Raw genomic sequence first — 12,019 nt, 5'->3', positions numbered from 1 at the left:
ATCAAGAGGCAGACGCCCGCGCGATTAGCTGAACCCTCTGACTCAGTTCACGCTCCGTTGCCACGAGCTGCAATACTGTCACTTTGAAAATGTTGGCCTGCCTATCAGCGTAGCTTTCCGATTTGAGTCTTGTCAGATAAGGCGCAGGTACTGCTGCATCATCGGAGTGTGGCCAGCAAATGACCTGCCCCCTGCAAACAGGGCCAGCCGGAGTCTAGTAAAGTTCGTTTTCGGAGAAGAAGACGAACATGAAGAAGCGCTTTACGGAACAGCAAATCATCGGGTTTCTGAAGGAAGCCGAGGCCGGTATGCCGGTCAAGGAACTGTGCAGGAAGCACGGGTTCAGTGATGCGTCGTTCTACACTTGGCGTGCGAAGTTCGGCGGCATGGAGGTCTCGGAAGCGCGCCGGCTCAAGGACCTCGAGGTGGAGAATGCCCGGCTGAAGAAGCTGCTGGCCGAAGCAATGCTCGATATGGAAGCGTTGAAGGTCGTCGTCAAGGGAAAGCCCTGAGCCCGCAAGCCAAACGCGAAGCAGTATCGGCGATTCGGGGGAAGGTCAACATCTCCGAGCGCCGCGCCTGCCGGCTTGTCGGGCTTTCTCGCAGCGTGCTGCATTACGACGCGAAGCCAGACCACGAGAATGAGGTGCTAGCGGCGCGTCTGGTGGAGTTGGCACACGAACGTCGTCGATTCGGCTACCGCCGATTGCACGCCCTAGTAGAACGCGAAGGCACGCACGCCAATCACAAGCGCATCTATCGCCTGTACCGTGAGGCAGGGCTGGCTGTGCGGCGCCGTCGCAAGCGCCACGGCGTAATGATTGAGCGCGAGCAACTGGCATTGCCGGGCGCCCCCAACGAGGTGTGGTCAATCGATTTCGTGATGGATGCGCTTTCCAACGGCCGGCGCGTGAAGTGCCTGACCGTCGTCGACGACTTCACGAAAGAGGCTGTCGACATCGTTGTCGACCATGGCATCTCAGGTTTGTATGTCGCTCGGGCATTGGACCGCGCAGCTCGCTTCCGTGGCTATCCCAAGGCGGTGCGAACAGACCAGGGCCCCGAATTTACGAGCCGCGCGCTTGACCAGTGGGCGTATGCGAACGGCGTCGCTCTGAAGTTGATTCAGGCGGGCAAGCCAACGCAGAATGCGTACATCGAATCGTTCAACGGCAAGTTCCGCGACGAATGCCTTAACGAGCACTGGTTCACGACGCTCGCGCATGCTCGGGCAGTCATCGCGGCATGGCGTCAGGACTACAACGAGCAAAGGCCGCACAGCGCACTGAACTACCTTGCGCCGTCAGAGTTTGCGGCGAAACATCGGGCAACCGCGGATACTCCTGCCGCTTTCCAGGAGTTGGTTTAAAGGGACTTTGCTAGAAGCCCATTGGCCCTATTGATGGGGGCAGGTCAGAACGTCAAAAGTTGCGGTGGCATTCGAGCGTGATGACAAGACAGGTAGGACCTGGGACTCACTAAGCCTGAAAAGTTGTCTGAGCCTGACCAGCTCGCGAGGTGAATGAGGCGTGAGTCTGCGGATTTCATAGGGGCCCGCAGCGAATCAGGCTGCAACAAGGCCGAATGTAGAGCTGCAGCCCATCCTGTTTTTCGAAGACTCGAAAGTCCGGCGCAAAGGGGGGGCGTTCATGTAGACAACTTTGCTTTGGTCTACGCGAGTGGATGCGGTGATCTGCGTCAACGAGATCTGGCTGGCGACCGATCCGCTGGACATGCGTGCCGGTTTCGACACGGCCTTGGCGCGCGTGGTCAAGGTATTCGGTGCCGCGCACCCGCACCATGCTTATCGTTCGCCAATCGCCGCGCCAGCGCTGCGAGCCGACCCAGATTTGGAGGCTCTGGCGGAAGGCTACGCTTTGCTAGCGTGGAAAAATTTCGGTGCAGCTTCCTCGATTATCATCGCACCAGCATTAAGTGGCCGCGGGCGGCAAAATGGCATGAACACGGTCGAGCCGATCTGAATTTCTCGGCCACTGAGAACACATTGCCCACGTTTATTCGCTACCCGCAATTTCCAAATCTGCTCAAGGTAGACACATCTTCGAGCGTCGCTCCACGAAACTAACAGTGTTCCCTGAGACGGCCGGTCAACAATCTTTACCACTCGCACTACATCGTATGTGACTGATCCACCCGTGTTGAATCGGTCGGTCCCACTAAGGTCCTTGTCTACTACCGGACCTACCGACGTAAAACAGTCCACGTCGTTCTGTCTGTCAAGGTTCGCGATGATTTTCGCCCAAGCGTCACGCTTTTGACAGACATATCCCATGCTCTGCGCTCCTGTCGATATTAGGAAAAATACCACAACTTTTCGATCGTAGGATTTGAAGCGCGCACCGCTCCGGTAGCCTGTAGGGTGTCACGACATCGACACCCCAAGCAGCGCGCCGACACCATACGTGAAGCCGGCGGCAACGCATCCAATCACGATCTGGCGGATTACCGAAAACCACGGGGAACGGCCATTGAGCAGCGAGGTCACTGCACCGATCACGGTCAAGCAAAGCACGCTGAGTGAAGCACTGATTCCGATGCCCACCAATCCGTGGGACCAGAAAAACGGTACGGCTGGAAAAATCGCTCCGAGTGCAAACAAACCGAACGACGTGCCAGCGGCACGCCAGGGATTCCCGCCCAGCTCCTCCGGGTCAAGGCCCAGCTCTTCCCGCGTGAGGGTATCGAGCGCCTTGTCACGATTGCGCATCATTTCCTCGGCCACTCGATGCGCATCATCTCTGTCGAGACCCTTAGCCTGATAGATAAGCGCGAGTTCTCGCAATTCCGCCTTTGGCGTCCGCTCGAGTTCTTCGCTTTCCCGCGCGATCTGGGTTTGCGCGAGCTCGCGCGCGTTCGTGACCGATAACCATTCTCCAAGCGCCATTGAACATGCGCCAGCAATGAGCCCAGCCAGTCCCGTCAGAAGGATTGTCTTGTTGGAGGCGCCGGCTCCAGCAACGCCCATGATGAGGCAAAAATTCGACACGAGACCGTCGTTGGCACCGAGGACCGCCGCTCGCAAATCGTTACCTGACGCTCCACGATGCCATGACTCCGCGCGCGCGATATCGGAGCCTTTCACGCCACCCGAAGGGTTGCTCCGCGCGACGGCGGCGACGACCGCCGCGTGTGTGGATTCGTCAGCGGAGAGTGCCCCCGCATCGGTCTGCCTGGCATATTTGTCGCGGTCGGCGAACTCCGAGGCGGCGAGCGCCGGCAGTACAAAGCGCGGACCGAAGCTGCGTATAAGCATACGCAATGCTCTGGTTTTGAATGTCGGCCTCGTGGTCGCTACATCGACACCCCGGTGCTGTAGCTTGGCGCGCCATATTTCCGCGTGTTCATGTTCGGCCTCGGCCAATTGCATAAATACGTCGCGGCGCGATGGGTCTGGTTCCGCGGCGGCAAGCGCTTCATATAGCGCGGCTCCGTCCATCTCGTCCCGCAGGTTGGTTCGAAGCCTATTGATGTCTGATTTGTTGGACGATCGCATGGCTGAACGCGCTCCACAGAGTGATTGGACAATAGCAGGACGATACTCGATGATGGAATGACGTGAATTCTGGAATGCTTGTCCCGCTCAGACTGACCTCCTCGGCTACCGTAAATTACGGCCCGAAGATGTCCACGCAAGGGGGGCGGTCCACAATCTGCATCCGAGATCGCTCCCGCAGGAGCGATCTCCGTCGATCTCTTTGCGTCAAATCAATCGTATCCCGTAAGCGACGTGCACAATCATCCGTGCATTCACGCAGGGAGGCTATGAACTGGTACTACACGGTCGAGAAGGAATTAGCGCGTGTGAGAAATGCGATTCAAGTTCTTGATCTAGGGCGAGGGCAGTTCCCGCCAGGATTAGAAGTCTGCGAGCCAAGGTATGGGGGCAAAAGGATCTCAACCTGTGATCGGTTTGTTGTAGTTGCAACGAATACTTGAGCAGCGTTGTTCATGGAGCCCTCACCCTCAGCCGGCCTCAGCAAGCGAAATTCCTGACAGGTGTCGGCGTGCCTGAATGTGCGCATCCGCCGAGGAAGAGTTGATAATTTGACTGCCAGACATCGTGACCACTGCTCGTCAAAGTTTGGCCCCATTTCCCGCCGCACTTTGATCGACAATCGATCATTTCGAGTTTCTCCCACCCAGTTTTTCCACCCACCCGAAGGACTAGAGATGAAATCCTTGAAAACCTACGTTGCTGCAGCGATCGCCATCAGCGCCATTGCTGCGATCGTGCCCGTTGTTCATGCACAAGAGACGACCGCGGCACCTTCAGCAACAGCTCCCTCTCGTTCGGCTATTAGAGCAGCAAATAAGGATTTGGCGAAACGAGTTCAGAAGACGTTGTACAAACAAAAGGGCTTGGAGTCCACTGATGTTCATGCCATCGCTCGTAGCGGCAAGATTACGCTAGTAGGAATGGCTCCGGACCAAGCGCAGATCGATCTCGCAGGGAAAGTTGCCGAGAGTGTTCCTGGCGTTACGTCGGTCAAAAACAATTTGACCGTGGACGAAAAAGGACGTTAATGGTTGAGTCCAACCGCATCCTTTGACTGCATTGGCGCGCCTTGACAACACGAATGCTATGTTCTCAACGGCGACGCCATTGCCTGGGGAATTCCGCCGCCGACGCCGCCAGCGGCGCCGAAACCTGCTCGACATGTCCAGAGACCCTTGCGATCCGATCAGCGAGGCGCCGCACGCCGTCTTGTCGCCTTCTGTCGCAACCGGGCGGCCATCGAAGGTCATGCTTCTCACCTTGACGTCGACGATGAGATACACGCCGCCGCATTTCGGACATGCCACCATGTCGCCAAGCAGCGCGACGGCTTTGCCGAACATCATGTTCGTTGATCTGCAGGCGAGTACACGTCCACCATGCGACGTCGTATCGCCTTCTCGAATAAACGCGTAGGTCATCGCCAGCCCTCGGTTTGTTATGTCAGACGAATTTGGGACCAATTCGCTACCGCACATCACGGTGGGCGGCCCGCTTGTTGATTTTCACCGAATCTTGACCCACCGTTTTCATCTAAATCTGACCCACCCCGAGACAGCGTAGTACATCTATTCCGGTGTGGATAACTCCTCACTGCCTGCGGCTTTTGCTACTCTCTTTCTGGTTGCCTTCGCCTTGGCAGAACTGGACTTGAAGCGCCAGGATTCATTGCCCGTTTCGACGATGTGGCAGTGATGGGTGACGCGGTCCAGCAGCGCCGTCGTCATCTTTGCGTCCCCGAACACGGTCGCCCACTCGCCGAAGCTGAGGTTGGTGGTGATCACGACACTCGTGTGTTCATACAGCTTCGAGAGCAAGTGGAACAGCAATGCGCCACCGGTCTGGCTGAACGGCAGGTAGCCCAGTTCGTCGAGGATTACCAGGTCGACGTACATCAGCTTATGGGCGATCTGGCCTTGTTTGCCGATGGACTTCTCCTGCTCCAGTGCGTTGGTCAGCTCGACGGTCGAGAAGTAGCGCACGCGCTTGCCGTGGCGCTGCACGGCCTCAATTCCGATCGCTGAGGCGAGGTGCGTTTTGCCGGTGCCGGGGCCACCGATGAACACGACGTTGTGTGCGCTTGCGAGGAACGACAGGTCACTGAGTTCTCGAACCAGCGCTTCGTCGACGTGCGCCTGCGCGAAGTCGAAGCCCTTCAGGTCGCGGTGAGCCGGGAAGCGAGCGGCGGTCATCTGATAGGCGATCGAGCGCACCTGTCGCTCCGCCGTCTCAGCCATCAGCAGCTGCTTCATGAAGCGCTCCGGGTCGAACTCCGTGTGACGCGACTGCGCCAGCAGCTCTGGCCAGGTGCTCGCCATGCCATGCAGTTTGAGCCCCTTAAGCTGGGCGGCGATGTCGTTAGACATGACGGTCCTCCGGTGGGTTGGCGCGCAGGGTTTCGTAGCGGCTCACGTCGGCAGCCGGCTCTTCGGTAAGCTGGAGTTTCGTCGTCGCGAGGTTGGTACTCGTGGTGGGCGCCTTTAACCGGCTCAGCACGTTCAGAACGTGCTCCCCACTGGGGCGTCCCGAGTCCAGCGCTGCCTGCACGGCAAGCAGCACGGCATCGAGTCCGTGTTCGCGCACCGCGGCGAGCACCTGCGTCATGATGCGATCGCCTCCCTGGTGCTTCAGTAGGTGTCGCTGCAACTGCTGCAGCGGCTGTGGCATCGTGACGAACGGAGCGCCGTTGCGCAACGCGCCGGGTTTGCGCTCGACCAGTGTGATGTAATGGCGCCAGTCGTAGAAGGTCATGTGCCGCTCGAAGCTGCGTTCGTGGCGTGCGATCTCCTGGGCGTCGGCGACGACGCTGAGATATGCCGGATAGCAGCGCACGCTCACCAGCTGGTTCGTATACTCGGTGGGCACGCTGTAGCGGTTGCGCTGGAAGTGGATGAGGCTGGTCGACGACACCCGCAGGGTCTGCTCGACATAGCCGTCGAACGGGCGTGGATTGGGCATCAGCCTGGTGCGCTCGTCCTGCAGCACGTCCTCGACCGTCAGCTCGGGCCACTGCGGGTGCCGCATCTGCCAGGCCTGACGACACTGGCCCGCGACCCATTCGTTCAGAAGCTCCAGCGTTTCCCAGCGTCGTAGCGCAGCCTCGTGCCAGATCTGGCGGCGCCGGTCCTGCACGTTCTTCTCAACGATGCCCTTCTCCCAGCCGGCGGCACGGTTGCAGAATTCCGGCTCGAACAGGTAATGGCCGCACATTGCCTCGAAGCGGGCGTTGACCGCGCGCTCCTTGCCGCGGCCGACCTTGTCCACGGCGGTCTTCATGTTGTCGTAGATGCCGCGGCGCGGCACGCCGCCGAACGCGGCGAATGCGCGGGCGTGCGCATCGAACAGCATCTCGTGACTCTGGGTCGGATAGGCGACCAGCCAGAACGCCCGGCTGGCATTGAGCTTGACGTGGGCGACCTCCAGGCGTCGCCGCAACCCGCCGATGAAGGCGTATTCGCAGCTCCAGTCAAACTGGAATGCTTCGCCGGGTTCGAAGGCCAGCGGTACATAGGCCTTCCTGCGCGGTGCTTCAGCCTGCTCCTCGTGCCAGCGTCTCACGAAGGCGCTGACGCGGCCGTAGCTGCCGGCGTAGCCCTCGCCGCGGATGGCCTCGAACATGAACCGGGCCGTGCGCCGGTCATGCTTCGGGCGATGACTGTCTGCCCGCAGCCAGCCCGTCAGTTGCGCGGCCCACTCGTCGACGACGCTCGGGCTGACGCGCTTCGGGTACTTCGGCTCAACGGCATCAGTTTGCCGAAGCCAGCTGCGCACCGTGTTCCGGGACAGGCCCGTGCGCCTGGCAATCTCGCGCAGCGGGACCTTCTCGCGGAAATACATCCGCCTGATCTTGGCCAATATGCCCACCGTGATCACCTCTGTATCCCCTGCTCAAAGATTGAGCAGGGCATTCAATCACGTGGGTCAAAATTCGATGAAAATTACAGCCTCAGGTGGGTCAGTTCTGCGTGGACATCAACAGCCGCTGGCCACGAGCACCCAGTGAGCCGCTTCGGCGACCGCGTCTGGGACCTCGCGTCGGAGGTCGAGGCGAAGAACCGCAAGGGTTCGGCCTCGAAGATCGTCTGGCCGGACGATGTGCCGAACGCGCTGGTCGACGATGCCAAGGCGGCACTCTACTGCGCCCAGCGACGCGGCCCCCGTGGGCGGCAGTGGTCGGGTAGCTCTATTGCGGAGATTGGCCACAGGGCCGTCCAGGTGCTGAGGCACCTCGCACAATTGGGGGTGGGCGACTTCAGTCAGGTACGAACGCTGCAACTGTCTGACCACATTACGGATCTGCGGCGCACGCTCAAGCCGATGTCCGTGCATAAACGGCTGCAGATTATCGACCTCGTGTGGTCATTCCACATGGAAGTCTTGCACCCGTTGCTCGAGCACCCCTGGATGGGGCTGGCCCTCTGGGACGTATGTGGTGGCAACGAGGGCGACCGCGGGCCATCGGGCCGCACCGGCATGACCCCTGTGATTCCGCGCTCGGTGCAGCGCATACTCTTTGCTCACTGCGAAGCCAACCTCGCTCAGGCAGAGGACCTGTTCCGAGCTCGAGACGCGGGTGAAGTCGGAGCCCCCAATCGCGCCGCGCTAACCGCGGTCCGCAATGCGGTCCTGTATCTGCTGCAGATCTCTTCGGGAATGCGTAACTCGGAGAGCACCGGTGTCACCAGCGGGTGTTGGCGTACCGAACAGCGCAACGGCATGACGTATCACTGGGTGCGCACGCGCGAGATCAAGACGACCGGCGGAACCGAGGTCGACTTCTTGGTGCCCCCGGAGGCCATCCGCGCGCTCGAGATCCTGCAGCGCTACGCCGAACCGCTGCAGGCGCGGTTGGTCGACGAGGCACGATGGCTCGAAGACATGCTAGCACAGGGCTCCGATCTCACCGGTCACCTGGGCAACGGCATGAAGATAGCTGAAGCCGCACACCGCCTGAACCATGTGCGTGAGATCGGCCGGCATCTGGTGTTGGGTCTGAACGTGAAAGCCTCTGATCACTTGGGAACTGGGTCGCGGGTCGAGGTGCTGAGCTCAACTTCCTGCGCCTACCAATTGAAGCAACTGGCGGTCGCTGCCGGGACGGAGTGGGACCTGGCCAACCATCAGTGCCGTCGCACCTTCGCCTACAACGTCGCAAACTCGCGTCTGGGGCGAATGGGCCTCGTCTTCCTGAAGTGGCAACTCAAACATGCGTCGATGTCGTGGACGCAGCTTTACGCCGCCAGCCCCTACCAGGATCACGCGCTATATCGTGAGTTCGAGGAGGAGATGTTCGAGGCGCGGCTGGGGCTGCTGGAAGGTTGGGCGCACCCCGATGCCCTGCTCAGCGGTGGCGCCGGCAAGAAGATCATGCAGACGCGGGCTCGTGCCGCGCGAGACCTCAAGCAACTGCTGAGACAAACGGCCGAGTCGGTCGAACTACGCAGCACCGGACACGCATGGTGCATCAGTGGCACGCGCGGCTGCCACGGCCAAGGGGTGTACGACTCATCAATGTGCGGTGGCTGCTCGCAGGCCATCGTCGACCAGGGGCAAGCATCTACGTGGCAAATGATCCACCTGGACAACCTGCGGCTAGCGGCGATCACCGATTGCGGTCCCGCGGTGGCGGATAAGGCGCGGCGGGCGGTCGAGCGCTCGATGCAAGTGCTGCAGGATCTCGGCTGCGCGCTGCCCACCGATGACCAGGCTCGGGCGTACACGGCCGCGCTGGAGGGCGAATGAGCACCCGTGCAAGCACCACGTCCGTCGAGCCCCACACCGAGTCGGCGCCTCGTCGCAGGAGCAGAGTGAGTACGCGCGAGGAGCTGCAGCTGGCGATGCTGCGGATCAAGAACAAGGGGCTGAGGCTGAGCATCTCCGCAGTCGCCACCGAGGCGGGTGTGAGCGCCGGCCTCATCCACAACACGTATCCCGACATCGCTGAAGAGATCCGAGCTCAAGTCGGTCGGGGCACTCGGCAGCAGCGCGACGCCAAGGCCGCAGAAGTCAAGGTAGCAAGAGAGCAGTTGAAGACCTTGCGCGCCGAGCGAGACGCTGCACTTGCCGACGTCGCGAGACTGGCCTCGATCAATGAAACACTACGTCAGGAAGTTGCGACGCTGCAGGCGGCGGCCTCTGGAAAGATCGTCGTTCTGCCCCCTCGGAGGGGCGTTTAACGCGGATGCTGGGGAGCCACAAACTGTTCGTTGTGGAAGTGCACGCCAGATTGATCCTGCCCCCGCGGAAAGACGGCTGATTGCTGAGATGTATAAGTCGTGAAACCGACGCGGCGCCTCGAGGTAGGACGGTTGCCTGCGTTGGCTACCTCGTTAGCCATTCGGCATAAGCATTCACGTCAATCATCGGAACCGTGCCGCTGAACTGCAGCATCGAGATCAGCTTGAACAGGAACGCGGTCGCCGGCTTGCCTTCTTTGGTGAACTCGTACTTGCCGGTATCCTTCTCCCAAACGAAGTGACCGTGCGCTGCTACGCAACCGATATTCAGCCGATCTTCATCGACGCTGCCGTCTCCGAGCGCCTTCCACAGCGGATCGCCACAGCAGGGAGACCAGTCGCTTTCGAACGTCAATATGCCACCCAGGATTGGGATCAAGGGCTTCGGTGGGTAAGTGCCGCCAGCGTGGGGGATAGGCAGGCTCGTGCGATGCAGCGTGCGCACCGACGCGACTTTCTTCCGTGCATAGGCCACGTAATTGGCATTGATTGTTTGCTTCGCCTCGAAAATCGCGTAGACGCTTTCTGCCGGCACGATCGTCTCGCCCTGATAGTGGAAGATGAAGGGCGAATACTGCCGATCGTAGACCACGACGTCGATCTGGTCGCTGAAGGCCCCGTTGCTATCCACTACATATGCCTTGTCAGCGCGATAGCGCTCCGGCAGATAGGTCTTCAGCAACTCGAGCCAAACCGCCTCGCTCGCGTCGCCTTTGGCATCGGGATGCCCAAACGACTTCCTCGTGGTCTGTAACCGGTGCTGAATATCATCATGCAAACTTGCCAGCAAAACAGGCAGTGACCAACCGCTCATGATTTTTTCTCCTCGAAGGGCGGCGTCGGCTGCATCTGCCTTGCGATCTCGAGCGCGCGGGCGGCCTCAACGCCTTGCGACGGATACGCATCGAGTACGATGGCGGGAAGCAAGCGCTGGGTCAGGTCCGAGAATGTGAACCCGTAGTGTCTCTTTGCTTTTCCAGTTTCGGCGACCAGGTCCTCGATGTGCCTTGCGCTCAGGCCAAGCGCATGCAGCGCCCCACCAAGCACAGCATGACGCTGTGCTTCGTTCGGCCGCTCGAACGCCAGGATTTCAGCCGCGCGCCGCTTAACAGCCGGATCAAGAGCACTCAGCCGGTTCGTGCACATGATCACTGCCGCCGGAAGCTGGCCGTTCGCCAGGCGGTCGATGCCCCGGATGAATGCGTTTACGCCGGCCCGATCCTCGTGATGCATCTGCGCTGATTCACGCGACTGTGCAAGCGCGTCTGCTTCGTCGACAAGGAGAATGATGGCTCCGCGCGAGCGACCGGTTGCCCCCTTCAGCTTGGTTGCTGCCTCGACCGTGTAGTCGAAGGCCGCCGACAGGAGCTGCGTCATTTCCCCGACCCGACCCTGGCCGCGACTTGAGAGACTCAGCGGGTACAGCGTGATCTCGATCTTCTCTTGTCGCGCGACGGCATCCCCGATAGTCTCGGCCAACTCTGTCTTGCCGGAACCAACATCGCCCGCCAGCACTACGAGCGGCGGACGACGAAGTACGTGCTTCAGCAACTCTTCCGCGCCGGGGTGATGCTTCTGGGCCCAAGCCTCGAGGCCCGCGGGGTTCACCAGCAGGCCGAGGATCTTGCTCAGGCGCTCTTTGTGGTCGTCAAGGCCGACCAGTCGCGCAAACCGCTCCTGGGGTTCAAAATCCGGAAACGTCAGGCGACGTTCAAACAGCTCATCGAGTGAGGGTCTGGTTTGCATCAATAGGCCCTCACACTTGCGCGGTTGAGGGCCCGACCGCCGGCCGAGTATGTCTTGTCATCCACCAAATATCCGTTCACCGTCGGCTGTGTCCTTTCTGTTCGATAGAACGGCATCTGCCGCTTGAAAGTATCCCTCTGACTATCCGACAACGTGTACCAAGCCGCCGAGTATGTAAGGTAGTTGTAGAAGGTTGCGCCCGAAATGTCGCGCCCCGGAAGCACCCGCCCCGGGTCGTCGTCATTCGCTACCATGCCTGCGAGATCGCGGGCCGAATAACGCAGCGTCGGCTCGATCCACTGGCCGTCACGCAGGAAGCCGACCGTGAGCGTTCCGAAATATCCCGCTTTCAGCAGTTCGATCGCCTCGCTCTCGTAGCTGACGATGCTACTGTCGCTGGGATGACCGTAGAAGCGCTGCATGCGCTTGAGGTCAGCAGAGATCTTTGCCGCCATATGCCGCGCATGCGTGACCGTGAATGTAGTGGATTCGGTGTAGGTGTAGCTGGACATGGTTCCTC

General features: G+C 60.3%; 12 protein-coding genes and 1 pseudogene. 5 read left to right on the top strand and 8 right to left on the bottom strand.

From position 1 onward, the window contains the following. Positions 1 to 248 precede the first annotated feature (248 nt). A protein-coding gene (locus AK36_RS21940; protein ID WP_106919332.1) for an IS3-like element IS407 family transposase occupies positions 249 to 1,369 on the top strand; the annotation gives its coding sequence in 2 pieces (ribosomal slippage) (positions 249 to 507 and positions 507 to 1,369; 1,122 coding nt in all). A 310-nt stretch (positions 1,370 to 1,679) separates the two neighbouring features. Continuing rightward, entirely contained in the window at positions 1,680 to 1,982 is a 303-nt protein-coding gene (locus AK36_RS33830; RefSeq protein WP_162486633.1) for a transposase, read from the top strand. Here the strand turns inward: AK36_RS33830 and AK36_RS31570 are convergent. Beyond that, a complete protein-coding gene (locus AK36_RS31570; protein WP_080938712.1) occupies positions 1,871 to 2,293 on the bottom strand; it encodes a DUF3331 domain-containing protein in 423 nt (140 codons plus the stop codon). The two genes, AK36_RS33830 and AK36_RS31570, sit on opposite strands and share 112 nt — an antisense overlap. Before the next feature lie 90 nt (positions 2,294 to 2,383). Further along, positions 2,384 to 3,457, bottom strand: a complete 1,074-nt coding sequence (locus tag AK36_RS21935; protein WP_045579180.1) for a VIT1/CCC1 transporter family protein — start codon at positions 3,455 to 3,457, stop codon at positions 2,384 to 2,386. Positions 3,458 to 4,191: 734 nt separating this feature from the next. Here AK36_RS21935 and AK36_RS31565 point away from each other — a divergent pair. Then, complete coding sequence (locus tag AK36_RS31565; RefSeq protein ID WP_080938711.1) at positions 4,192 to 4,545, top strand: BON domain-containing protein; 354 nt, start codon at positions 4,192 to 4,194, stop codon at positions 4,543 to 4,545. Between the two features lie 92 nt (positions 4,546 to 4,637). Here the strand turns inward: AK36_RS31565 and AK36_RS34365 are convergent. The 3 genes and pseudogenes from AK36_RS34365 to istA all read right to left on the bottom strand — a co-directional run. After that, positions 4,638 to 4,938 (bottom strand): annotated as a pseudogene (locus tag AK36_RS34365) (PAAR domain-containing protein); the annotation flags it as partial. Positions 4,939 to 5,085: 147 nt separating this feature from the next. Further along, positions 5,086 to 5,883: an IS21-like element helper ATPase IstB gene (gene istB, locus AK36_RS21930; RefSeq protein ID WP_045579179.1), complete on the bottom strand. Its 798-nt coding sequence runs from the start codon at positions 5,881 to 5,883 to the stop codon at positions 5,086 to 5,088. Beyond that, complete coding sequence (gene istA / locus AK36_RS21925) at positions 5,876 to 7,354, bottom strand: IS21 family transposase (RefSeq protein ID WP_414629667.1); 1,479 nt, start codon at positions 7,352 to 7,354, stop codon at positions 5,876 to 5,878. The genes istB and istA overlap by 8 nt, the downstream gene beginning before the upstream one ends. Positions 7,355 to 7,516: 162 nt before the next feature. Between istA and AK36_RS21920 the strand changes: the two genes are divergently transcribed. Together AK36_RS21920 and AK36_RS21915 are read left to right on the top strand one after the other, a co-directional pair. After that, entirely contained in the window at positions 7,517 to 9,259 is a 1,743-nt protein-coding gene (locus AK36_RS21920; RefSeq protein WP_224383385.1) for an integrase, read from the top strand. Between the two features lie 65 nt (positions 9,260 to 9,324). Then, complete coding sequence (locus tag AK36_RS21915; RefSeq protein ID WP_224383386.1) at positions 9,325 to 9,693, top strand: coiled-coil domain-containing protein; 369 nt, start codon at positions 9,325 to 9,327, stop codon at positions 9,691 to 9,693. A 145-nt stretch (positions 9,694 to 9,838) separates the two neighbouring features. Here AK36_RS21915 and AK36_RS21910 read toward each other — a convergent pair whose 3' ends face one another. From AK36_RS21910 to AK36_RS21900, 3 genes are read right to left on the bottom strand one after another with little or no spacing between them, the layout of a single operon-like run. Next, positions 9,839 to 10,567 carry a DUF6602 domain-containing protein gene (locus AK36_RS21910; protein WP_045579177.1) on the bottom strand — a complete coding sequence of 243 codons (729 nt, stop codon included), beginning with the start codon at positions 10,565 to 10,567 and terminating at the stop codon, positions 9,839 to 9,841. Beyond that, complete coding sequence (locus tag AK36_RS21905; protein WP_045579176.1) at positions 10,564 to 11,499, bottom strand: AAA family ATPase; 936 nt, start codon at positions 11,497 to 11,499, stop codon at positions 10,564 to 10,566. Before AK36_RS21905 ends, AK36_RS21910 begins: the two co-directional genes overlap by 4 nt. Then, complete coding sequence (locus tag AK36_RS21900) at positions 11,499 to 12,011, bottom strand: HORMA-1 domain-containing protein (protein ID WP_045579175.1); 513 nt, start codon at positions 12,009 to 12,011, stop codon at positions 11,499 to 11,501. The genes AK36_RS21905 and AK36_RS21900 overlap by 1 nt, the downstream gene beginning before the upstream one ends. Positions 12,012 to 12,019 lie beyond the last annotated feature (8 nt).

The sequence above is a fragment of the Burkholderia vietnamiensis LMG 10929 genome (assembly GCF_000959445.1).
Lineage (GTDB): Bacteria > Pseudomonadota > Gammaproteobacteria > Burkholderiales > Burkholderiaceae > Burkholderia > Burkholderia vietnamiensis.
This window is presented reverse-complemented; position numbering and strand designations above follow the sequence as displayed.

What these genes read in the sequence shown, in the direction of transcription:
- AK36_RS21900 (WP_045579175.1), bottom strand. Translation starts at nt 12,011, where the DNA reads ATGTCCAGCTACACCTACACCGAATCCACTACATTCACGGTCACGCAT.
- AK36_RS21910 (WP_045579177.1), bottom strand. Translation starts at nt 10,567, where the DNA reads ATGAGCGGTTGGTCACTGCCTGTTTTGCTGGCAAGTTTGCATGATGAT.
- AK36_RS21935 (WP_045579180.1), bottom strand. Translation starts at nt 3,457, where the DNA reads ATGGACGGAGCCGCGCTATATGAAGCGCTTGCCGCCGCGGAACCAGAC.
- istB (WP_045579179.1), bottom strand. Translation starts at nt 5,883, where the DNA reads ATGTCTAACGACATCGCCGCCCAGCTTAAGGGGCTCAAACTGCATGGC.
- AK36_RS21905 (WP_045579176.1), bottom strand. Translation starts at nt 11,499, where the DNA reads ATGCAAACCAGACCCTCACTCGATGAGCTGTTTGAACGTCGCCTGACG.
- AK36_RS31570 (WP_080938712.1), bottom strand. Translation starts at nt 2,293, where the DNA reads ATGGGATATGTCTGTCAAAAGCGTGACGCTTGGGCGAAAATCATCGCG.
- AK36_RS31565 (WP_080938711.1), top strand. Translation starts at nt 4,192, where the DNA reads ATGAAATCCTTGAAAACCTACGTTGCTGCAGCGATCGCCATCAGCGCC.
- istA (WP_414629667.1), bottom strand. Translation starts at nt 7,354, where the DNA reads ATGTATTTCCGCGAGAAGGTCCCGCTGCGCGAGATTGCCAGGCGCACG.